We start from the raw sequence: 21,247 nt of genomic DNA, 5'->3' as shown, positions 1-21,247 counted from the left end.
GCAGCGATCGAACACAGCCGAACTTGAAAAAGCCCCTCCGGGGGCTTTTTTGTTGGCTGTCGATTGAACTCGGGTAAGTGCCAAGCGGGCAATGCGCTCCCTCTCCCCGTTCTTCACGGGGAGAGGGGTGGGGTGAGGGGCGGCTGCACAAGCGGTGCGCGTGGTGAAACCTGTGAGTCGGGGTAGACGCGCGAGTGGTGTGCGCGGAGGGACCTGTACCCCCTCACCCGGATTGCATCTGGCGATGCAATCCGACCTCTCCCCGCAGGCGGGGAGAGGTTAGATCGCGCGAGCCGCTCGATCTGTGGCAACGAGAGCTAGTAGGCACGGCGCATCGAGATGCCTGTCCCGTAGCCCAACCGGAAAACGGAGTTCACCCCATGCCGTCACTCCTCGCCTTCGCGGGCGCTGCCCTGCTCGAGATCGGCGGCTGCTTCGCGTTCTGGGCCTGGTTGCGCCTCGGCCAGTCGCCGCTGTGGCTGCTGCCGGGGATGGCCGCGCTTGCCGGCTTTGCCTATCTGCTGACCCTGGCCGACAGCCCGCTCGCCGGCCGCGCCTATGCGGCCTATGGCGGCATCTACATCACCGCGGCGCTGCTGTGGGGCTGGCTTGTCGAAGGCCATCGCCCCGATCTCTGGGATATCGCCGGCGCCCTGATCTGCCTCGCCGGCATGGCCGTGATCCTGTTTGCCCCGCGCGCGATGCCGGTGTAGGGCCGCGCAGAGGGCCACGAGCTTTATCTCTCCGTCATTCCGGGGCGCGCGCGAGCCGCGAGCCGGAATCCATATCCACAGGCCGGGATTGGGCGAAGAAGAGCGCCACGCCGATCCAGTTTCCTCATGACCAGTCATGGTTATGGATTCCGGGCTCGCCCTTCGGGCGCCCCGGAATGACGGCGAGAGAGCGCTCGTTGTCAGGACACAACAATAGTCGATGGGGTCACGTTGAAGCGAAGCCGATCGGCCCCAGTCGCGCGGCGAACATATTTGCGGTAAACCGCATTCCCAATCCGCAACCAGAAACTACGGAGGACCATCATGGGCACTCTCATCAGCTTCAAGCGCCCCGACGGCCAGGAGGCCAAGGGTTATCTCGCCAAGGCGGCGAAGGCCGATGCGCCGGGCGTCGTCGTCATCCAGGAATGGTGGGGCCTGCAGGACCAGATCAAGGGGATGTGCGACCGCTTCGCGCTCGCCGGTTTCAACGCGCTGGCGCCCGATCTCTACAAGGGCACGGTGGTGCCGTATCACGACACGGACGCGGCCGGGCGCGAGATGAACTCGCTCGACTTCATGGATGCGACGACGCAGACGGTGCGTGGCGCCGCGCAATTTCTCGCGCGCAACGGCGCCAAGGTCGGCCTCACCGGCTTCTGCCTCGGCGGCGCGGTGACGATCATCGGCGCCACCAAGATCGACGAGCTCGCCGCCGGCGTCGTGTTCTACGGCATCCCGCCGGAGCAGGCGGCCAAGCCGGCCGACGTGAAGATCCCGCTGCAGGCGCATTTCGCCAACACGGACGATTGGTGCACGCCGGCGCTGGTCGACGGTTTCGAGGCGGCGATGAAGGCCGCTGGCAAGTCGCTCGAGCTCTATCGCTACGATGCCGAGCATGCCTTCGTAAACGAGCAGCGCATGCCCGTGCACGATCGCGCCGCCGCCGAGCTCGCCTGGGGCCGCGCCACGGCGTTCTTCCACAAGCATCTCGGATGAGCCGAGGCCGGCGCACGAAGCCGAACGATCGTACCGCGCTGATCAGACCGCGCGGGCGGTCTTGATCCCGGTCGATGGCGGCTCGGCCGCGTCGGCGGCCGGCCCGTCGTCTGTCGGATCCAAGGGGTCAGCGATGGTCGGCCCGTCGACGGAGCGCCGTCGACGCTTCGTCCGCTTTGCCTGCGCTTCGAGGAAGCAATCGAGCAGCGTCTGCTGCTTCGGGAGCGCATGCGACACTGGAGGTTGTTTGCCGCGGGCCATGTTAACCAAGGTAATTCAATATGGTTAACCAATCATTGCCACACTATGGCAGAGAGACAACAGTGTTGCTGTCGTGCCGAGCCAAGTTATGTAACTTTTTGGGCGAATGGCAACCAATGGTATGTAATTATGGCGCTACACACGCGCGCAACATGAGGTTGAGAGATTGGTCACACCCCTCGGCTGCAGTTCTTTGCATGCCAGACACGGTCATATGCCCGCGAATCACCGTTGATCTGCGGGGCTTCTGCGGGCCGATCACGTTCGCGCATGACGTAGCGCGTTCGATGTTCGAACGCTGTGATGTTCTCTCTGTTGCGCCGCCGAAACAATCTGAGGTAGCATTCTCCGATCCTTCTGCTGACGGAGACGGGCGTGCGTGTGGCCTTTGCGCTGGCCGGGCTGGGTGGCTTGAACGCCCATGGCGCCGGCTTCCTCGACACCGCCCGCGCCTGGGGCGTCACACCCGATCTGGTCACGGCGACCTCGGGCCAGATCCTGGTGCTCTCCGCCTGGCTGCAGGGCCGTGACCTGCGCGACCAGCTGATCTCGTCGGACCGCGTCACCGATCCGGCGTCGCAATTGCGCACGCTGCTGCTCGGCTATCCCGGCGTGTTCCGCCCCGCTTATGCCGAGTCGCTGGCGCGCTTCGCAGCCTGGCCGGACTGGCGCGATGGCCCGTTCAACGTCCTCGCCGACCGGCTGCTGCCGGCGCAGCAATATGTGCCGGTGCGCAGCGAGGCCGATTTCATGCAGGCCGCCGAGACGCTGAACGGCACCACCATCGGCGTCGTGTTCAACACCTACGATCCGGAGGCGGGCACGGGCTATATGTACGGCAACGACGCAGCGCGTGCGCTGCTGCCCTCGGAGAAATCGGTTCGCAACGACCATGGCACGAAAGCGCGGCAATCGGCGGCCAAGCGCGACCTGCGCTACGCCTCCGACGTGCAGGCCGAGCGCACCATTCATCCGATCACGCCGGAGGCGATCAAGGCGGCGCTGTGGCTGTCGCTCTACGGCTTCTCGAAGCTGCCGGACGGCCAGATGGACGGCGCCTATCACCGCGCCAGCATCATCTCCGAGCTGCACGGCTTCGACCGCATCTTCGCCGTCCGTCCGCTCGCCAATGGCTGGCAGGGCAAGGCGCCGCAGAACTGGTTCGAGGTGCAGGACTGGACCACCGAGATGTGGTTCTCAGTCGGCTACAAGGCCGAGGTCGACGCGTTGAAGCGCATCAACGATCTGATCGCGGCCGGCGTCATCACCGATCCCAAATACCGGCACGTCGACCTCGTCGAGATCCAGCCCGAGACGCCGGCCGGCTATTTCAACTATTTCGTCGAGCGCGGCGAGGTGTACGAGAATGCGGTGGCGGCGACGGAGCTGAAGTTCAAGGAGCTGAAGCTGGTGAAGCCGAGGACGTAAGAGTGGCCGCTGCAACGCCACGCGCCACGTGAGGGCTCTCCACAAGCTTGAATGCGCCTTTCACCCCAACATCGGTGAGCTTCCCTCCTCGCGAGGCAGGGCCATCGCATATCGCGATCTTTCTTTTGTGCCCGTCTGTTTCCACGCCGTCATGGCCGGGCTTGTCCCGGCCATCCACGCCTGTTTGGCTGGGAAAGAAAGGCATGGATGCCCGGGTCAAGCCCGGGCGTGACGGAGTAACTCATGGACGGGCTCACTCGGAGCGCGCCCCAATCTTATTCACATGCAATCGCCCTGCCGCAAGGGGGAGGGGAGCGCACCCCCGGTTTGGTGGCATGTCGAATCCAACGGCGCTTCGATCTCTGCTAACCTTACCAATCGGACGCCCCTTGGATCCCGCATGACCATCGACTCGATCACGTTCGTAGACACATCCTCCGGCGACGATGCATGCGTGCTGGTTCGCGTCGTCGGCGACAGCGTCGGGTTGGCGCTGTCGTTGAGAACGGACGGAGACATCGAGGTCTTCATGGCGGCTGAAGAGCTCGATCGAGTCATCGGGGTACTTCAGCAAGCTCGCGCGGCGATGGGTCGTGAGGGAAGCGGCATCGTGACTCGGCCCACGGCTGAGTAGTGGACGCAGGCTTGGCAAAGGAGGTCACGATTCCCGGCTCGATCCTTCATGTCGTCTTCAACATGTCTGCCGCGGGCACGTTGCGGGCTGCGCTCCAGCGAGCTGGCCGCGACGACCGCGTCGTTGGTCTTGGCGACAGCCTGAGCTTCGGCCCGATCAATCCTCCCGATCCGGCGTTGCGAACCGCGTGGGTGGACCAGGAATTGGAAGTGTCAGGCTGGGAGGAGGTCGGCGGACAGGCCACATCATTCTGGGATGAGGCGCTCTCGCGCACCAACAGCAGGATCGCCTGGCTCACGCGCCGGTCGACCCAGGAATATGCCGGCTTCCTCGAATTCCTGTGGCGGCTCGGGGATGAGCCGATCGAGATCGTCGATCTCACTGACGCGATGGTAAGGGCAAGGAACCCTGACGCGCCCAACCCGCACCGGGTGTTCAGCCTGGCCGAGCTGGCGCCCGAGATCGTCAGCGCCAATCATCTCTGGGATGTTCGGCAGAACCTGACGTCGGACATGCGCACCGCCTGCCGCGAACAATGGGCGCGCCTCAAGGCGGAAAACGCGCCTTTGCGGATTCTCCGCGATGGCGCGCTCGTCTCAGCCCCGATCACGCATTTCGATCCCCTGCTGCTGTCCTGCGCCACCGCCGAATGGACGAAGACGGCGAGGATCATCGGCGAGGCGCTCTGCGAGAGCTGGACCGAGGGGATGCAGACCGGTGATCTGCAGTTGTTCGCGCGTGTCCGTGCGCTCGTCGCAGCAGGTCGCCTCGAGTCTCGTGGCGACCTGCTCGATATGCATCGCAGCGAGTTGCGGTTGCCTGCTCAGGCTGGAGACGATGTGCCGGGCGCGTGAGTTTGGTCGATGCGCGCGGCGGCGAAAATCGCAAGCCATCTCAAGCTGATTTGGCCTGTCCAGTCCTTCGCCTAAAAAGATTTATGTTTCATTTTTTCAGAATTCATGCTCTTATCCCGCCGTCCCACCCCGGCACGAGGGGCGTATCGCGATCGTCACGAGACGCGGGGTGGAGATGCGGTGGGCGCTCGATGTCGCAGCATGGCCTTTGGCCGTGCGGACGAACGGCTTGGGCGCACGGTGAAGTCGCATGGTCCTGGCCTCCCGATGCTGAGGTCACGCCGGTGGTGATGATGATCCGCCGGTCACGGGGGCAAGACAGCCCGGTCCCCGGGGAGAGTGCGTATAAGCCGTCAGACCATCGCGCAGGGAAGGCCGGTCGTCCGGCTGACCTGTGGTGACTGCCGCCTGCTTTTTTGCTGCAGGCGGGCCACGGGCATCAGCCGATGCCCGGCCTTCCCTGCGCCCTCGACTTTGGAGGGCGGTCTTGAAGATCATCACTCGGGCCAATCGTGTCGCGAGAATGCAGACGCATGTTCAGCGGTCATCCCGTTTTTCGATTGCGACGTCGGTCCGCGGACCGGGGGGGGGGGCGATATGTGCACGCTGCCCACCATCCCCTGGAGGGGGAGGGTCGACGCGCGGCGCGTCAGCGCTGTGCGGCGGGGTGGGGTGAGGCCGCAGACACCGGTGCACATGGAGAGATCACCCCACCCCGGCTCACGCTTCGCTGCGCTCACCGTGAGCCGACCCTCCCCCTCCACGGGAGAGTCGCAGCCAGGCCAACACTGCGACGGATGCCCGGCCGTCGTGCGCCCGAGCGGTGCAAGTGAGTGGTCGGTCGTGAGAGCCACCCCCATCTGTGTCCCCGCCGCCCTTGACCCCGGCCGCCGCGCATGGTCAGTTCCGCCCCATGAGCACCCTTGTCCGCCCAGCCCGTCTTTGGTGGCGCACCTTGTAAAAGGTGGCCGGTGCGATTTTTTTGACATCCAATCGCAGAGGGGCCGCCACGCAGCGGCGGCTTCCGGTTGGTCCTGTGTGGCGTTTCCTCGGCAAGTTTCGTAAGAGGACGCCCGAGAGGACCCCATGAACAGGACCGTTTTTGCCCTTCCTGCGCAGAGCGACTACCGCACAAGTGGCGGGCTTGCGATCACGCGCGCCGTCGAGCAGTTTTCCGGCGGTGCCAGCCGGCTCGACGACCTGATCGACCTGCTCGATCGCCGCCGCGGCGTGGTGCTCTCTTCCGGCACCACCGTGCCCGGCCGCTATGACAGCTTCGACCTCGGCTTTGCCGATCCGCCGCTGGGGCTGGAGACCAAGGGCACCGACTTCACCTTGCAGGCGCTGAACCGCCGCGGCGAGGTGCTGATCGCCTTCCTCAAGGATACCTTGCGCGAGCCCTGCGTGGTCATCACCGAGGCATCGCCGGCGCGGCTCGCGGGCCATATCATTCGCGGCCCGGCCCCGGTCGAAGAGGACCAGCGCACAAGGCGCGCCAGCGTGATGTCGCTGGTACGGGCCATGATCGCCGCGCTCTCCGCCAATGACGATCCGCTGCTTGGCCTGTTCGGCGCCTTCGCCTACGACCTCGTGTTCCAGATCGAGGACCTCGTGCAGAAGCGCTCACGCGAGCAGGACCAGCGCGACATCGTGCTCTACGTGCCCGATCGCCTGCTGGCCTATGACCGCGCCACCGGCCGCGGCGTGGTGCTGTCCTATGATTTCGCCTGGAACGGCCAGTCGACATCAGGCCTGCCGCGCGACACCGGCGCCAGCATCTACCTGAAGGAGCCGCGCCAGGGCTTTGCCGATCACGCGCCCGGCGAGTACCAGGCGACGGTCGAGAAGGCCCGCGGTGCGTTTGCCCGCGGCGACCTGTTCGAGGCGGTCCCCGGCCAGCTGTTTGCCGAGCCCTGCGAGCGCTCGCCGGCGGAAGTGTTCCAGCGGCTCTGCCGCATCAACCCGTCGCCCTATGGCGCGCTGATGAATCTCGGCGACGGCGAGTTTCTCGTGTCGGCCTCGCCGGAGATGTTCGTGCGCTCCGACGGCCGCCGCGTCGAGACCTGTCCGATCTCCGGCACCATCGCGCGCGGCCGCGACGCGATCGGCGATGCCGAGCAGATCCGCCAGCTCCTGAACTCGGAGAAGGACGAGTTCGAGCTCAACATGTGCACCGACGTCGATCGCAACGACAAGGCGCGCATCTGCGTGCCCGGCACCATTAAGGTGCTGGCGCGCCGGCAGATCGAGACCTATTCGAAGCTGTTCCATACCGTCGATCACGTCGAAGGCATGCTGCGGCCCGGCTTCGACGCGCTCGATGCATTCCTGACCCACGCCTGGGCGGTCACCGTCACCGGCGCCCCGAAACTCTGGGCGATGCAGTTCGTCGAGGACAACGAGCGGTCGCCGCGGCGCTGGTATGCCGGCGCGATCGGCGTCGTGAATTTCGACGGCTCGATCAACACCGGCCTGACCATCCGCACCATCCGCATGAAGGACGGTCTCGCCGAGGTCCGCGTCGGCGCCACCTGCCTGTTCGATTCCGATCCCGCGGCCGAGGATCGCGAGTGCCAGGTCAAGGCGGCGGCGCTGTTTCAGGCGCTGCGCGGCGATCCGCCACCGCCGCTGTCCTCGACCGCGCCGGATGCCACCGGCTCGGGCAAGAATGTGCTGCTGATCGATCATGACGACAGCTTCGTGCACATGCTGGCCGATTATTTCCGCCAGGTCGGCGCCAACGTCACCGTGGTGCGCTATGTTCATGCGCTGAAGATGCTGGCCGAGCGCAGCTGGGATCTGATCGTGTTGTCGCCGGGCCCCGGTCGGCCGGAGGACTTCAAGATCTCGACCACGATCGACGCCGCGCTCGAGAGGAAGCTGCCGATCTTCGGCGTCTGCCTCGGCGTGCAGGCGATGGGCGAGTATTTTGGCGGCCGGCTCGGTCAGCTCGGCCAGCCCGCCCACGGCCGGCCCTCGCGCGTCCAGGTGCGCGGCGGACGGCTGATGAAGGGGCTGCCGAACGAGATCGTCATCGGCCGCTATCATTCGCTGTACGTCGAGCGCGACAGCATGCCGGAGGTGCTGACGGTGACGGCCGCGACCGAGGATGGCGTGGCGATGGCGATCGAGCACAAAACGCTGCCGGTCGGCGGCGTGCAGTTCCACCCGGAATCGCTGATGTCGCTTGGCGATGCCGTGGGATTGAGGATCGTGGAGAATGCGTTCCGGCTCAATCAGCCGGGGTGAACGGTGGTCGCCGTCATCGCGAGGAGCGTGAGCGACGAAGCGATCCAGAGTTGTTTTCGCGGCCCTGGATTGCTTCGCTTCGCTCGCAATGACGAATTCCTCGCGGTCACGGCCAAACAAGGCAATGAGAGCACGATGACGTTCGATCTGGACATCAAGAACACGGTCCGCACCATTCCGGACTATCCGAAGCCGGGCATCCTGTTCCGGGACATCACGACCCTGCTGGCGGACGCGCGCGCGTTCCGCCGCGCGGTCGACGAACTGGTGCATCCCTGGGCGGGCTCGAAGATCGACAAGGTCGCGGGCATCGAGGCGCGCGGCTTCATCCTGGGCGGCGCGGTCGCGCACCAGCTCTCTGCCGGCTTCGTGCCGATCCGCAAGAAGGGCAAGCTGCCGCACAAGACGGTCAGCATGTCCTACGCGCTGGAATACGGCACCGACGAGATGGAGATGCATGTCGACGCGGTCGAGCCTGGCGAGCGGGTGATCCTGGTCGACGATCTCATCGCCACCGGCGGCACGGCCGAGGGCGCGGTGAAGCTCTTGCGGCAGATCGGCGCCACCGTGGTCGCGGCCTGCTTCATCATCGACCTGCCGGATCTCGGCGGCGCCGCCAAGCTGCGCGCGCTCGACGTGCCGGTGCGCACGCTGATCGCGTTCGAGGGCCACTGAGCCGAGGCGGCGGCGTCAGGACCGCTGCATCATGAGCTCCTGCTCGATCTCGCGCAGCGCGTAGTAGTTGCGCCGGATCCATTGATAGAGCTCGGTCGACGGATCCCGTTCCTGGCGCAGATAGCCGGTGAAGGAGAACGAGTAACGCTCGATATAGGTCTTCAGGAAGGCGGGCAGGGCCGCGATCTTGAGGTGCTTGCTGCGGCTGTAGAGCTGGGGCAGCTCCTCACGCAGGACGTGGTCGTTCTCGACCACGATCAGCTGGGACTTCGGGATCTGCCGCCGCAGGGCGTCATAGGCGCGCATCGAGACCCGGTCGCCCTCGGCGCAGTACAGCACGATCGGGACCACGTTCCGCCGCGCGGCCTCCTTCAAAAAGCCGATCTGTTCGGACATTTTGAAGAACTCCTCGAACGAGTAGTAGCCGAGGTCGATCACCTTGGGGATGCCGTCGTTGAGGATCACCCGGTCCATCAGCTGGATCTTGCCGTAGGTGTCCTCGATTGTCGCGGTCTCCGTGACCTGCGGCAGGAAGTCGAGCAGCGACGGCTCGCGCAGCGTGACGTCGAAGGCGAGCACCTGGCCGTTCTTGAGCAGCAGGAACTCGCTCAGGACCCGCGCAAGCAGCGTCTTCCCGGACTGCGGCCGGGGCGAGCAGACGATGTACACAGGCGTCGCGGGCATCAGACCTATATCAGGTCAAATGCGGTTGCGATAAAGTCCCATCAGGCACGGAGATGCTATTTTTCCCCGGCCGGCCGCGGCGTCGGCGCCTTGGTCGAGCCGACGATGTCGGTCAGCTTGATCCGGTCGTACTCGCTCCAGACATTGGCGAGCCAATGCCGGACATAGCCGCGCAGCACGAAGGAGTAGTTGGCGGCTTCGTCGCGGGGGCCCTTGTTGGCGACGAATTTGAGGAAAGGCACCGAGGCGACCTCCACCTGCTCGAACGCCATCTCGTTGAGCTTCGGGATGGTCAGCTCGGTCGCATCCTTGATGCGGTGGAAGTAGGAATTGTAGGTCGACTGGTCCCACTCGAAGAAGCTGGTGTTGTTGATGAAGTTCTTCACCAGGAAATACTTCGCGCCGATCATGTAGCTGGCCGTCTCGGCGATCTCGTCGAGCGAGGCGATCGACGAGCCAAGGATGTGGAAGACCGCGAAGGTGATCTGGCCGGAGCGGGCGGCGTCGAGGAAGCCGATATCGCGGAGTGCCGCGAGCGTCGGCGACATCAGGCCGGCGCGGACGTCGATCACGGTCACCGAGGGCGCCACGGCGCTCAGCGTGTCGAAGATCTTCATCTGGTCCGGCGTCGAGTTCATGTCGACGATTTCGGTGATTTCCGGGTGGAAGCGCTTCAGGGTGCCGCGCGGATGCTCGGTGTCGAACGCCCGGGTGGGCACGTTGTTGGCGCTGAAATAATCGAGCAACGTCCGCGACACCGTGGTCTTGCCGACCCCGCCCTTGTCCGCGCCCACCACAACCACTGCCGGTTTCGCCATGGAAAGTCCTTCAGCCCTGAGGCCGGCCAGGGGGCCGGCGCATGTCATTCTGCTTTGGGCGCGAACATGGCAGAAACGCTGGAGAATTCAAATTCATTGCAGCACGGGACCGGGGAATTTTGCGCCTTCGCTGCAACAGGTCGGACCAATCAGGAGCAATCGGCCCGAAACGTCCGCTTTGGTGCCAGGACAGCTGAGAGCGACTAGCAGGACGATGGCCAGGGGGGCGCGAGGCTGCGTCCCGATCTGGGACGTGGCGATGGCGCCTAGTGCCGACCCCAGGGTCCGGTGGCGGGTGTCGTCCAGGGGCCATCCTGCGGAGCCGCGCCCGGCGATGGGGCAGGCGATGGGGATTGGCCGCCGGCATCGCTCCACGGACCTGCCGGCGGCAGCGGCAGCGGCGGCGGAGCGGTGCCATCGGCAGCTTCGGTCCCGGTGTCGTCCGCCTCTGGCTCGTCCGGGGGTAAGGCCAACGGGCCGGGATCGTGGCCACCGGCGAACTTGATCAGCGCCTGGATGCGGGCATCGACGGACGGGTGGGTGGCGAACAGATCGGCGAAGCCCTCGCGCGGATTGTCGACGCACAATTCCATGACCGCCGAGGTGGCGCCCGGCAGCTCGCCGCGGCCCTCGATCTTGCGCAGCGCGCTGATCATCGCATCGGGGTTCTTGGTCAGCTCGACCGCCCCGGCATCGGCGAGGTATTCGCGGGTGCGCGACAGGGCCAGCTTGACGACCTGGGACATGAGCCAGGCCACCACGATCAGTACGACCGCGATGATCACGACGATGATGGCGCCGCCGCCGGAGCCCTTGCGGTCGGAATCCGACGACGACGAGGAGGACGACGAGGACCGGCCCCAGCCGCCGCCCCAGCTCATATTGGTGAACAGCCGGAAAAACAGCTCGCCGAAGAAGCCCACCACGCCGGCGATGATGACGGCCACCACCATCAACTGGACGTCGCCGTTGCGGATGTGGGTCAGCTCATGGCCCAGCACCGCCTCCATCTCCTGGTCGTCGAGCGCGTCGAGCAGACCGGTCGTGACGGTGACGGCGTATTGCCGTGGGTTGAGACCAGTGGCGAAGGCGTTCAGTGCCGGGCTGTCCATGATCTTCAGCTGCGGCATCGTGATGCCGCGCGAGATGCAGAGGTTTTCGAGCAGATTGTACAGCCGCGGCTGCTCCTGGCGGGTCACGGCGGTCCCGCCGGTCACGGCGTCGATCATCTTCTGGTGGAAGAAATAGGCGATCACGATCCAGGCCGCCGCGCCGATCGTCGCCCAGGGCAGCGCCTTGATCAAGTCGCGCGTGGCGGCGTTCATGTAATAGGCGACGCTGCCATTGCCGTTGATCATCACCTCGGCGATCAGCGCGCCGGCGAACACCAGCACGTAGATCAGCAGGAACAGGCCGCCGAGCAGCAGCACCGAACGGGTCTTGTTCGATGCGATGTGGGTGTAGAGACCGTAGGCGGCCATGATGTCGGGCCCTTCAGCGGGGAGGGCGCGAGGTCAGAACTTGACGCTGGGCGCAGCCTCGACCTCGGCCCGGCTGGTGCCGAGATCGAAGAATTCCTTGCGGGTGAAGCCGAAGGTGCCGGCGAACAACGCTGCGGGCATCTGCTGGATGCCGGTATTGTATTCCTGCACGGCATTGTTGAAGAAGCGCCGGCTCGCCGCGATCTTGTTCTCGATGTCGGACAGCTCGCTCGCGAGCTGCTGGAAGTTGGCGTTGGCCTTGAGGTCCGGGTAGGCCTCGGACAGCGCGATCAGCCGGCCGAGTGCGCCGGACAGCTGGCCCTCGGCGGCGGAGACCTGAGACGGGCCCTGGGCCGACATGGCCGCGTTCCGGGCCTTGATGACCTCGTCCAGGGTGCCGCGCTCATGGGAGGCATAGCCCTTCACGGTCTCGACCAGGTTCGGGATCAGGTCGTGGCGCTGCTTGAGCTGGACGTCGATGTCGGCAAAGGCCTGGCCGACGCGCTGGCCGAGGGCCACCAGCCGGTTGTAGGCACTGAGAGCGAACAGCACGAGAATGACGATGATGCCGAGGACGATCCAGCCGGACATGACAGGCTCCGAGGGAGAGGGCAGGAAGGACAAGGCGGCCGACACGCGGCGGCGCCGCCGGTCCGCAGCTGGACCGGCGTGCATTGGTCGCATCAGAAGGGAAGCCCGTTCAAGGCGCTTTGGGCTGACGGGTCTGTTCGGTGGGCGCCCGCATGGCCGGGCCGGCGTGAGGGGTGCTACCGCGCAGGCTCAATAGGGCCGGGCGATCCGCCACTGCTGTGCGGGATCATCGCCCTTGATCTCGCCGGGGGCGCCGTCGAGCTGCGAGGTATACAGCGGGCGGTAGCGGTAGGCCCACATCTTCTTGCCGTCGCTGCGGGTGATGACCGTGAAATCGCCGGAGGCAACGGCATTGTCGGGCGCGATCAGCGGCGGACGCTTCTCGGCGCAGGCGCCGTCGCAGGTCGATTGGCGACCGGTGTTGTCGCGCTCCGTGTAGTACAGCGTCATGCCCTTCGGATCGGTCAGGACCGGGCCGTTCTTGCCGACAATCGCTTTTGCCGGCGGACCCTCCTGCTTCGGTGGCGGCGGCGCCGACTCGCCGCCATGGCCGCCGGCGAAGGCGGTTCCTGCCGAGACCAGCAGCATTGCAGCGATCGTCATCGTCCTGAACATCGACACGCGTTCCCTTGTGAGCAGCGCCTTCAGCGCCCGTGCAGCTCACCGTAGCAAACGCGAATTTCTCTCGGGTTTCGCGAAATCGCGAAAATGAGAGACAAGTTCGACCCGACGTTAACCATGCCGGTCGGGAGAGGTATCTATGGACGTGGCGGCGGCTCCACGCCGTCGCCCCAGTCCCAGCGCCGGGCCGCGGCGAAAGCTGGCTTGTCGCGGCGGGGGATGCCGACGATCGCTGCGGACCCATCGGCCTGGCACAGCTTGACCGTCGCCGCGATCTTGGTGACCAGAGGCGGAGCGAGCACGCGGGCGGCCGGGCGTCGCGCGACGGGCTGGCGGGTCAGCGCGATGAAGCTGAACTTCTCATCCTCGAACGGCACGTCCGCGCCCTTCAGCTCGCGATGCGCCCGCGACCGCGCCAGCCGCTGGACGAAATGGCACCAGTCCGGTGCGATCAAGGGGCACGCCGCCGCGTGCGGGCAGGGGGCTGCGACATGGGCGCTGGCCGCGATCAGGCGGTCGCGCGCGGCGATGACACGCTGATAGCCGGCGGGCGTGCCGGGCTCGACGATCAGCAGCGTATCGCGGGTCCTGGCCCACAGCGCCTCGACGACCGCGGAGCGTTCGGCATCGGTCAGCTCACCGATCATGTAGCTGGCGATGACGAGATCGGCGCGTTCCGCGCGCTCGAGCAGCGCCCGTGCCGGGCCGAGCGTATAGGCGAGGTCGCGGAGGCGCATCGTTTCGCCAGCGAGCGCAAGCGCCAGCGAGCGCAGGGCGGGATTGGCGTCGATGGCATCGAACGATTTCAGCGACGAAAAAGCTTCCGCCGCTGCAAGGCTCGCAGTGCCCGGCCCGGCGCCGACATCGAGCAGCGATGTTGGCGCAAAGTCCGGGCTCGCCTGCATCACGGCGTTCAGGCTGGCCACAACAGCGGCATAGGTCGCTGGCATCCGCACGATGGCATAGGCGATCGCGTCGGCATCGCTGGTGATCGTTCCGGAATTGCCACCGCTGCGATAGGACTCCGAGATGCGGGTCGCGCGCGCGGCTGCATCCTGCCGCGACTGCCCGTGCAGCTTGCCCTCCAGGGCGGCCCTGAGGTGAGCGGGGAGGTCAGGAGAGATCATCGATGGTTGTCATCGTCAGGAGCGTTCGCGCATGATCGATGTGCGTCTTGGAAGAAATTGGTTGGCGTCTGGGGCGCGGAGCGAGCAATGCACAAATCGGTCGTCGGAATGAAGCTCGTGCGATGGGGCGGGATCGGGCTCCTCGGCGTGGTCGTATTGGTCATCGTTGAGCTCGTCCGTTCTGGACCTCTCGGCTACCGCCCGTATTATTTTCTGGCCGTGCTGCTGCGCGAGCCGCTCGACATTGGGAGCATTCAGCCGAGCGGGTTTTACAATGGCACGTTTCGCGCGCGCGGCAAGTCGCTCCTGATATGCCGGGCAAACGTCTGCAAGTCTGCCGAGAAAATCGACGTGGAGCCGCCGACCTTCGAAGGATCGGCCGAGGTGCTGATGGAGCGTCTCGACGCGGTCATCATGGCCGAACCCGGGGCAGGTGCCGCCTATCTGGCTCCTGGCGATGAATTGCGCCGGCGTTACATCCTGCGTGCACCACCGCGCGGTCTCCCCGAGACCATCGATCTTCTCGTCATCCCCCTCGACGACACGCACGCAACATTCGCACTCTACGCCCGCGACCTGATCCGGGAGCTTGCCCCCGACCGGTCCGAGCGCACCGCGCGCTGGCTGAAAGCCCTGCGCGATGCGCAATGAGATGCGTTACGCCACCTGCTGGTCGAGGATCTTCACGGCCTCGTCGAGCGCGACCGAGACGAGCTGCGACACGCCGCGCTCGGCCATGGTGACGCCGAACAGCCGGTTCATGCGCGCCATGGTGATCGGGTTGTGGGTGATGATGATGAAGCGGGTCTCGGTCGAGCCCTTCATCTCGTGCAGCAAATTGCAGAAGCGTTCGACGTTGTGGTCGTCGAGCGGCGCGTCGACCTCGTCCAGCACGCAGATCGGCGAGGGGTTGGTGAGGAACACCGCGAAGATCAGCGCCATCGCCGTCAGCGCCTGCTCGCCACCCGACAGCAGCGACAGCGTCTGCGGCTTCTTGCCCGGCGGCTTGGCGATGATCTCGAGGCCGGCCTCGAGCGGATCGTCGCTCTCGATCAGATGCAGCGCGGCCTCGCCGCCGCCGAACAGCTCGGTGAACAGCCGCTTGAAGTGATCGTTGACGGTCTCGAACGAGGCCTGCAGGCGCTCGCGCGCCTCCTTGTTGAGGCTCTGGATGCCCTGGCGCAGCCGCTTGATGGCCTCGACGAGGTCATCGCGCTCGGTGGTCAGCGCGGTGTGCGAGCCCTCGACCTCGGTGAGCTCCTCCTCGGCGCGGAGGTTCACCGCACCGAGCCGCTCGCGATCGCGGCGCAGCTTCTCCAGGCTCTCTTCGATCTCGTGCAGCGGCGGCAGTTGCGTGTCCGGGCCGATCTCGGCCATCGCGGCGACCGCATTCGGCTCGCATTCGAGCATGTCGTGGATCTCGCGCTCGACGTCGGCGACGCGGCGCTTGGCGCTCTCGAGCCGCTCCTCGGCGCGGGCTGCGGCCTCGCGTGATTTCGACAGCGCTTCCAGCGAGGCCTTGGCGGCACGGTCGGTGTCGCCCATCGCGCCCTCGGCCTCGGCCAGCGCGTCGGCGGCGACCTGGCGCTCGCCTTCGGCGATGGCGAGCTCGTCGATCAGCGCGCTGCGCTTCTCGGCGAAGATCTCCGGCGCGTTCTCCAGCTCGGAGCGCTCGTCCTTCACCTCGGCAATGCGCGCCTCGATGGTGGCGATCTGCGAGCCGGCGCCGCGAATGCGGTTGAACCAGTCGTTGCGCTCATTGATGATCGCCTGCACGCGGCGATCGGCCAGCTCGGCCTCGCGGGCGAGCGCCTGCGCCTCGGCACGGACCTGCGCCGCGGCGCGGCGCTTGGTCTCGATCTCGCCACGCACGGCCGCGAGCCGTTCATCGGCCTCGGTGGTCGCCGGCAGCTCCTCGATCGCCTCGAGCGCATTCTGGTGCAGCTCGGCGATCTCGGCGCGGTCATGGGCGAGGCGGGTCGAGGCCTCGACCAGCGCGGACTTGCGCGCCGAATGGCGGTTGATCTCGCGCTCGGCATTGGCGTGGCGCTCGCGCGCCGAATTGACCTCGCGCTGCGCGGCACGCCAGGCTTCGCGTGCGGCACTCTCGGCTGATGTGGCGGCCCTGACCTCGGCCTCGGCGCTCTCGAGCGCCTGGCGCTTGCTGGTCGCGTCGATGCGCGCCTGCTCCAGCTCGGCCTCGATGTCGATCAGGCGGGCCCGCTCGGCGAGACGTCGGGCGGCACCGGTCGGCGCGTGCGCGGCGGCGATGAAGCCGTCCCAGCGCCAGACGTCGCCTTCCGGCGACACCAGCCGCTGGCCGGTCTTGAGCTGCGACACCAGCTGGGCGCCGCGATCGCGTGTGACCACGCCGATCTGGGCGAGGCGGCGCGACAGCTCCGGCGGCGCCTGGACATAGGCCGCGAGCGGCTCGACGCCGTCGGGCAGCGCGGGGTCGGTGACCTCGGCGCCGGCCACAGTCCAGTGCATTGGCGCGGAGGCATCGACCGGCGCATCGAGATCGTCGCCGAGCACGGCGCCGAGCGCCTTCTCATATCCCTTGGCGACCGTGACGCCGTCGATGATCGGCGGCCACAGGTTCTTGGTCTCGCTGTTGACCATCTTGGAGATGGTACGCGCCTCGGTCTCGAGCCGCTGCGCCCGCTTCTCGGCGTCGGCCAGCGGCGCGCGCGAGGCTTCGAGCTTCTGCCGCGCGGCGGCCTGCGCCGATTCGCTGGTCTGCACCGCGGCTTCGGCCTGCGCCTCGGCCTCTTCAGCAGCTTCCAGCGTGGCGGCGAGCGTGTCGAGATCGCCGAGATGGGCGGTCTCCTGCGCCAGCCGCTCCTCGTCGGCGCGGACGTTCGCGATGTCCTGGTCGAGCCGGGCGAGACGATCGCGGTGGCTGCGGACGTTGGCCTCGAGCTGGTTGCGGCGGGCGGTGAGATCGGCGAGCTGCGTCGTCAGCTCGGTGAACTGGCGCTCGGTCTCGGTGAGAAGGGCTTCGGCCTCGGCGACGCGCTCATCGACGCCGCTGCGCATCTCGACGCGCGCCTTGATCTCTTCCTTCAGCTCCGCGTCTTCAGTTTCAAGACGTTGCAGCGCGACCTGCGCATCCTGGTTCTGCTGCTGCTCGCGGGCGACGTCGGCGGTGAGCTGCATCAGGCGGCGGTCGAGCTCGCCAGTGCGCTCCTTGGCGCGCAGCTCCTCGCGATCGAGCAGGTCGCGGGCATTCTTCAGCCGCTGCATCGTCGCGGCGGCGCGGGCCTCGGCCTCGCGCAGCGCCGGCAGATGCGAGGCGCGGATCGCCTGGATGCGCGCCGATTCGGCCTGCTCACGGGTCCGCTCCGCCATCTCGCGCACGCTGACATCGTGCACATGGGCGGCGTCGTTGAGGTCGGCATGCGCGCCCATCCAGCGCATATGATAGAGCGTGGCTTCCGCCTTGCGTACCTTGGCCGCGACCTCGCGGTAGCGGATCGCCTGGCGCGCCTGCTTGCGCAGGCCTTCCATCTGGCCGGAGAGCTGGCCGATGACGTCTTCGACGCGCAGCAGATTCGTCTCCGCCGCCTTCAGCCGCAGCTCGGCCTCGTGGCGGCGGGCATGCAGGCCGGCGACGCCGGCGGCGTCTTCCAGCACGCGGCGGCGCTGCTCGGGCTTGGCTTGAATGATCTCGCCGATCTTGCCCTGGTGGACGAGCGCGGGCGAACGCGCGCCGGTGGCGGCGTCGGCGAACAGGATCTGCACGTCGCGCGCGCGCACGTCGCGGCCGTTGATGCGATAGACCGAGCCGGCCTCGCGCTCGATGCGGCGCGAAATTTCGAGAATGTCGCGGTCGTTCACGGCCGCTGGCGCGGTGCGATCGCTGTTGTCGATCGTCATCACCACTTCGGCGTGGTTGCGCGACGGACGCGTGTTCGAGCCGGAGAAGATCACCGCGTCCATGTCGGCCGCGCGCAGCGATTTGTGCGAGGTCTCGCCCATCGCCCAGCGCAGCGCCTCGACCAGATTCGACTTGCCGCAACCGTTCGGTCCGACGACGCCGGTGAGGCCGGGTTCGATCACGAAGTCAGTCGGTTCGACGAACGTCTTGAAACCGTGAAGACGAAGACGCGTGAGTTTCATGCACAGATTCTCTGTTGGCTGGAGACGAATCTCGCAGCCCCGACAATACCATGGAAGGCAATGTCAATGTGGACTGAGTCGCCGTTGCGCCCCATTCTAGGGGCCGGACAATGGCGAGACCGGTCCCTCAGGGCAACCCGCCGGGCCTGCTTTTCCAAGGCTTTCTCGCGGCAATCAGCCCTTCAAACAGAAGCGGCCCCATGAAGGGGCCGCGCTGTGTCTCATAAGACTCAGTGATTCGAATCAGCTCTTCAGAAGCGGGTTGATCTTCTTCTGAAACTCCTCGATCGACGATTCGCCTTTGATCTTCTCGCCATTGATGAAGAAGGTCGGCGTCGAATCAACCTTGAGAACGTCGCTGGCGTATTTCTGGTCGGCGGCGATCTTGTCGAGCAGCGCCTGATCCTTCAGGCAGGCTTCGACCTGCTGCTGGCTGAGGCCGGCCTGCTTGCCGATCCGCGTCAGGGTCTCCGTGGTGTTCTTCACCACCCAATCGTTCTGCGAGCGGAACAGCATGTCGGTGACGGCGAAATACTTCTGCGCGTCGCCGTTGGCGATGCAGCGCGTCAGCATCGAGCCGGCGGCGGCTTTGATGTCGAGCGGGAACTCGCGGAAGATGTAGCGCACCTTGCCGGTATCGATGTATTCGGCCTTCAGCTTCGGGAACACGGTGGCGTTGAACGCCGCGCAATGCGGGCAAGTCATCGAGGCGTATTCGGTGATGGTCACGGCGGCGTCCGCCGGTCCGATCGCCATGTCCGGCAGCGACACCGGCTTGGCGACATCGGCGGCGTTCTGCGCCAGGGCTTCCGAGATCAGCCGCAGCGGGGAGAAGCCAGCCAGCGCGGCGAGGCCGGTCAGCGACAAGGCGGCGGTGAAGGCGCGGCGGGTGATGATCAAGGCTCTGCTCCGGAATGGGCGCATCTCGCGCCTGAAACGCTCGTAACGTGGCTTTTCGCTAGCTCGAAACCCTCCTTGAGGCAATGCCGGGCCGCAAAGCGGGATCAAACGGGCGGCGTCAATTTCGCTTGATGGCGGCGCCGAGGCGGGCCAGCGCGTCGCGCAGGGCGTCGTCCTCGATCGCGGTCAGGGTCGAGGCGACCTTTGCCACGCTCTTGGGATCGGGCGGGGCCGGCCGGCGCTTCACCGGCGGCCGGGTCAACGGGCCCTGGCGCAGCGCCAGCTTGCCGACCGCATGCCAGCCGAAGAAGCGGTTGACCCGCTCCAGGATCACGTCCGACGAATGCTGGATCTCCAGCGCCATCGGCCCCTCGACGCGCAGGATCAGGGTCGCCGGCTCCTGCGGCTGGCCCTCGACCGGCCGCGGCCATTGCATCTTCAGCGGCTGCGCATGCTCGGCGATCTCGCGCCCGGCAATCTCCGGCCAGCGCGTCACCAGTTCCCGCGCCGCAAACCCCTGCTTGGCATAGGCAGCCGACAGCACATCGCCCATCATCAGCGAGAGAGGCTTTGCGGTGAGGCGGCCGGGCTTTGCCATGATGAACAGGGTTCTCGTGATCTGCCGCCCGTCCGAGCCGTTGGGGCTCGAAGAAAGCCGTGGATGCCGCAGACGAGACTGCAGTCCAGCGGGCGACGATGGCTCCTGACGTACTAGATTAAGCCAATGGTGTCATCAGCCCTTCCTTCCAAGCGCAAGAGCCAGCCGGAGAATCGCGGCTCCGCGCAGCGCCCCGCGCAACTGCTCGCCTGGTACGACCGCCACCGGCGGCGGCTGCCGTGGCGCGCGCCGGCCGGGCAGCGCTCCGATCCCTATCGCGTCTGGCTGTCCGAGATCATGCTGCAGCAGACCACGGTGAAGGCGGTCGGGCCGTATTTCGAGAAGTTTTTGGCGCGCTGGCCGGATGTCTCCGCACTCGGCAGCGCCGAGCTCGACGACGTGCTGCGGATGTGGGCCGGCCTCGGCTATTATTCGCGGGCGCGCAACCTGCATACCTGCGCCGTCACCGTGCTGCGCGAGCATGACGGCGTGTTCCCGGACACCGAGGAGGGGTTGCGCAAGCTGCCCGGCATCGGCCCATACACCGCAGCCGCCATCGCCGCGATCGCGTTCGATCGGCGGACGATGCCGGTCGACGGCAACATCGAGCGTGTGACGACGCGACTTTTCGCCGTGGAAGAGGCGCTGCCGCAGGCCAAGCCGCAGATCCAGGCGCTCGCGGCGACCCTGCTCGGACCGTCCCGCGCCGGCGACAGCGCCCAGGCGCTGATGGACCTCGGCGCCACCATCTGCACACCGAAGAAGCCGGCCTGCTCGCTGTGTCCGTTGAACGAGGATTGCACCGCGCGTGACCGCGGCGATCAGGACACGTTCCCGCGCAAGGCCGCCAAGAAGACCGGCACGCTCCGCCGCGGCGCCGCCTTCATCGTCATCAGGGGCGACGAGCTGCTGGTGCGCTCGCGCCCCGCCAAGGGCCTGCTCGGCGGCATGACCGAGGTCCCTGTCTCGGAATGGCTCGCCGGCCAGGACGATGCCGACGCGCTCGCGCAGGCGCCGGAACTCACGAGCGTGAAACGCTGGCACCGCAAGCTCGGAACCGTCACCCACGTCTTCACCCATTTCCCGCTCGAGCTCGTGGTCTACACCGCCAAGGTCCCGGCGCGGACACGTGCGCCCGACGGCATGCGCTGGGTCCCGATCGCGACGCTGGACGGCGAGGCGCTGCCCAACGTGATGCGCAAGGTCGTGGCGCACGGGCTGGGGGAGTGAGAGCGCGCCGATCGTGTAGTTTGTAGTCCGTAGGGTGGGCAAAGGCGCGCCACGCTGCCAATGAGTTCAGCGAGATGTTACCCGCGCCGTGCCCACCATCGAGGCCGAGTGGCGCAGCGAGACGGTGGGCACGCCGCCGCCTTCGGCGGCCGCTTTGCCCACCCTACGGCATTTGTCTCGATCAACTCCACTGTCGTCCCGGCCTTGAGCCCATAGGCGCTAAGATAGTTTTAGCATCATTTGATAGCGACGTTTTCTTCTC

General features: G+C 66.5%; 19 protein-coding genes. 9 read left to right on the top strand and 10 right to left on the bottom strand.

The window, feature by feature from the left end:
- The first annotated feature begins 380 nt into the window (after nucleotides 1–380).
- Together QQL87_RS26965 and QQL87_RS26960 are read left to right on the top strand one after the other, a co-directional pair.
- Nucleotides 381–713: a YnfA family protein gene (locus tag QQL87_RS26965; protein WP_284421965.1), complete on the top strand. Its 333-nt coding sequence runs from the start codon at nucleotides 381–383 to the stop codon at nucleotides 711–713.
- Between the two features lie 324 nt (nucleotides 714–1,037).
- Complete coding sequence (locus QQL87_RS26960; protein ID WP_284421964.1) at nucleotides 1,038–1,712, top strand: dienelactone hydrolase family protein; 675 nt, start codon at nucleotides 1,038–1,040, stop codon at nucleotides 1,710–1,712.
- Between the two features lie 42 nt (nucleotides 1,713–1,754).
- Here QQL87_RS26960 and QQL87_RS26955 read toward each other — a convergent pair whose 3' ends face one another.
- Nucleotides 1,755–1,973, bottom strand: coding sequence for a hypothetical protein (locus QQL87_RS26955; protein ID WP_284421963.1), 219 nt, complete (start codon nucleotides 1,971–1,973; stop codon nucleotides 1,755–1,757).
- Nucleotides 1,974–2,348: 375 nt separating this feature from the next.
- Between QQL87_RS26955 and QQL87_RS26950 the strand changes: the two genes are divergently transcribed.
- The 5 genes from QQL87_RS26950 to QQL87_RS26930 all read left to right on the top strand — a co-directional run bounded on the left by QQL87_RS26950 (nucleotide 2,349) and on the right by QQL87_RS26930 (nucleotide 8,813).
- Nucleotides 2,349–3,401, top strand: a complete 1,053-nt coding sequence (locus QQL87_RS26950) for a hypothetical protein (RefSeq protein WP_284421961.1) — start codon at nucleotides 2,349–2,351, stop codon at nucleotides 3,399–3,401.
- Between the two features lie 400 nt (nucleotides 3,402–3,801).
- Nucleotides 3,802–4,035 (top strand): hypothetical protein, encoded by a 234-nt coding sequence (locus tag QQL87_RS26945; RefSeq protein ID WP_284421960.1) that lies wholly within the window; start codon nucleotides 3,802–3,804, stop codon nucleotides 4,033–4,035.
- Nucleotides 4,036–4,046: 11 nt separating this feature from the next.
- Nucleotides 4,047–4,889 carry a DUF3658 domain-containing protein gene (locus tag QQL87_RS26940; RefSeq protein WP_284421958.1) on the top strand — a complete coding sequence of 281 codons (843 nt, stop codon included), beginning with the start codon at nucleotides 4,047–4,049 and terminating at the stop codon, nucleotides 4,887–4,889.
- 1,086 nt (nucleotides 4,890–5,975) lie between these two features.
- Nucleotides 5,976–8,138 carry an anthranilate synthase component I gene (locus QQL87_RS26935; protein ID WP_284421956.1) on the top strand — a complete coding sequence of 721 codons (2,163 nt, stop codon included), beginning with the start codon at nucleotides 5,976–5,978 and terminating at the stop codon, nucleotides 8,136–8,138.
- A gap of 135 nt (nucleotides 8,139–8,273) precedes the next feature.
- Nucleotides 8,274–8,813 carry an adenine phosphoribosyltransferase gene (locus QQL87_RS26930; RefSeq protein ID WP_015668625.1) on the top strand — a complete coding sequence of 180 codons (540 nt, stop codon included), beginning with the start codon at nucleotides 8,274–8,276 and terminating at the stop codon, nucleotides 8,811–8,813.
- 15 nt (nucleotides 8,814–8,828) lie between these two features.
- Here the strand turns inward: QQL87_RS26930 and QQL87_RS26925 are convergent, their stop codons facing one another.
- The 6 genes from QQL87_RS26925 to QQL87_RS26900 all read right to left on the bottom strand — a co-directional run bounded on the left by QQL87_RS26925 (nucleotide 8,829) and on the right by QQL87_RS26900 (nucleotide 14,135).
- Entirely contained in the window at nucleotides 8,829–9,497 is a 669-nt protein-coding gene (locus tag QQL87_RS26925) for a hypothetical protein (RefSeq protein WP_284421953.1), read from the bottom strand.
- Nucleotides 9,498–9,553: 56 nt separating this feature from the next.
- Nucleotides 9,554–10,315 (bottom strand): P-loop NTPase family protein, encoded by a 762-nt coding sequence (locus QQL87_RS26920; protein WP_008965306.1) that lies wholly within the window; start codon nucleotides 10,313–10,315, stop codon nucleotides 9,554–9,556.
- A gap of 266 nt (nucleotides 10,316–10,581) precedes the next feature.
- Complete coding sequence (locus QQL87_RS26915) at nucleotides 10,582–11,796, bottom strand: M48 family metallopeptidase (RefSeq protein ID WP_284421951.1); 1,215 nt, start codon at nucleotides 11,794–11,796, stop codon at nucleotides 10,582–10,584.
- A gap of 33 nt (nucleotides 11,797–11,829) precedes the next feature.
- On the bottom strand, nucleotides 11,830–12,387 hold the full coding sequence (locus tag QQL87_RS26910) for a LemA family protein (RefSeq protein ID WP_284421950.1): 558 nt from the start codon (nucleotides 12,385–12,387) through the stop codon (nucleotides 11,830–11,832).
- 189 nt (nucleotides 12,388–12,576) lie between these two features.
- Entirely contained in the window at nucleotides 12,577–12,969 is a 393-nt protein-coding gene (locus QQL87_RS26905) for a COG4315 family predicted lipoprotein (protein WP_284422048.1), read from the bottom strand.
- A gap of 176 nt (nucleotides 12,970–13,145) precedes the next feature.
- Nucleotides 13,146–14,135: a small ribosomal subunit Rsm22 family protein gene (locus tag QQL87_RS26900; protein WP_284421949.1), complete on the bottom strand. Its 990-nt coding sequence runs from the start codon at nucleotides 14,133–14,135 to the stop codon at nucleotides 13,146–13,148.
- Nucleotides 14,136–14,222: 87 nt separating this feature from the next.
- On the opposite strand from QQL87_RS26900, the gene QQL87_RS26895 reads away from it, so the two are divergent.
- Nucleotides 14,223–14,786 (top strand): hypothetical protein, encoded by a 564-nt coding sequence (locus tag QQL87_RS26895; RefSeq protein ID WP_284421948.1) that lies wholly within the window; start codon nucleotides 14,223–14,225, stop codon nucleotides 14,784–14,786.
- 6 nt (nucleotides 14,787–14,792) lie between these two features.
- On the opposite strand, the gene smc is transcribed toward QQL87_RS26895, so the two are convergent.
- From smc to QQL87_RS26880, 3 genes are all read right to left on the bottom strand, one after another.
- The gene (gene smc, locus QQL87_RS26890) at nucleotides 14,793–18,257 is read right to left on the bottom strand and encodes a chromosome segregation protein SMC (protein WP_284421947.1); all 3,465 of its coding nucleotides are present in this window, start codon (nucleotides 18,255–18,257) and stop codon (nucleotides 14,793–14,795) included.
- A gap of 243 nt (nucleotides 18,258–18,500) precedes the next feature.
- Nucleotides 18,501–19,157, bottom strand: coding sequence for a DsbA family protein (locus tag QQL87_RS26885; protein WP_284421945.1), 657 nt, complete (start codon nucleotides 19,155–19,157; stop codon nucleotides 18,501–18,503).
- A 118-nt stretch (nucleotides 19,158–19,275) separates the two neighbouring features.
- Nucleotides 19,276–19,755: a DUF721 domain-containing protein gene (locus QQL87_RS26880; RefSeq protein ID WP_284421944.1), complete on the bottom strand. Its 480-nt coding sequence runs from the start codon at nucleotides 19,753–19,755 to the stop codon at nucleotides 19,276–19,278.
- Between the two features lie 126 nt (nucleotides 19,756–19,881).
- Here QQL87_RS26880 and mutY point away from each other — a divergent pair, with 126 nt between their 5' ends.
- A complete protein-coding gene (gene mutY / locus QQL87_RS26875; RefSeq protein ID WP_284421942.1) occupies nucleotides 19,882–20,985 on the top strand; it encodes an A/G-specific adenine glycosylase in 1,104 nt (367 codons plus the stop codon).
- Nucleotides 20,986–21,247 lie beyond the last annotated feature (262 nt).

Source organism: Bradyrhizobium sp. SSBR45G (assembly GCF_030159255.1).
Classification (GTDB): domain Bacteria; phylum Pseudomonadota; class Alphaproteobacteria; order Rhizobiales; family Xanthobacteraceae; genus Bradyrhizobium.
The sequence above is the reverse complement of the archived record's forward strand: the minus strand, read 5'-3'. Positions and strand labels throughout refer to the sequence as shown.

Bases quoted from the DNA above. Each gene is read 5' to 3' on its own strand.
- QQL87_RS26895 (WP_284421948.1), top strand. From the start codon at position 14,223: ATGCACAAATCGGTCGTCGGAATGAAGCTCGTGCGATGGGGCGGGATC.
- QQL87_RS26945 (WP_284421960.1), top strand. From the start codon at position 3,802: ATGACCATCGACTCGATCACGTTCGTAGACACATCCTCCGGCGACGAT.
- QQL87_RS26955 (WP_284421963.1), bottom strand. From the start codon at position 1,973: ATGGCCCGCGGCAAACAACCTCCAGTGTCGCATGCGCTCCCGAAGCAG.
- mutY (WP_284421942.1), top strand. From the start codon at position 19,882: ATGGTGTCATCAGCCCTTCCTTCCAAGCGCAAGAGCCAGCCGGAGAAT.
- QQL87_RS26960 (WP_284421964.1), top strand. From the start codon at position 1,038: ATGGGCACTCTCATCAGCTTCAAGCGCCCCGACGGCCAGGAGGCCAAG.
- QQL87_RS26880 (WP_284421944.1), bottom strand. From the start codon at position 19,755: ATGGCAAAGCCCGGCCGCCTCACCGCAAAGCCTCTCTCGCTGATGATG.
- QQL87_RS26935 (WP_284421956.1), top strand. From the start codon at position 5,976: ATGAACAGGACCGTTTTTGCCCTTCCTGCGCAGAGCGACTACCGCACA.
- QQL87_RS26910 (WP_284421950.1), bottom strand. From the start codon at position 12,387: ATGTCCGGCTGGATCGTCCTCGGCATCATCGTCATTCTCGTGCTGTTC.
- QQL87_RS26925 (WP_284421953.1), bottom strand. From the start codon at position 9,497: ATGCCCGCGACGCCTGTGTACATCGTCTGCTCGCCCCGGCCGCAGTCC.
- smc (WP_284421947.1), bottom strand. From the start codon at position 18,257: ATGAAACTCACGCGTCTTCGTCTTCACGGTTTCAAGACGTTCGTCGAA.
- QQL87_RS26930 (WP_015668625.1), top strand. From the start codon at position 8,274: ATGACGTTCGATCTGGACATCAAGAACACGGTCCGCACCATTCCGGAC.
- QQL87_RS26915 (WP_284421951.1), bottom strand. From the start codon at position 11,796: ATGGCCGCCTACGGTCTCTACACCCACATCGCATCGAACAAGACCCGT.
- QQL87_RS26965 (WP_284421965.1), top strand. From the start codon at position 381: ATGCCGTCACTCCTCGCCTTCGCGGGCGCTGCCCTGCTCGAGATCGGC.
- QQL87_RS26900 (WP_284421949.1), bottom strand. From the start codon at position 14,135: ATGATCTCTCCTGACCTCCCCGCTCACCTCAGGGCCGCCCTGGAGGGC.
- QQL87_RS26920 (WP_008965306.1), bottom strand. From the start codon at position 10,315: ATGGCGAAACCGGCAGTGGTTGTGGTGGGCGCGGACAAGGGCGGGGTC.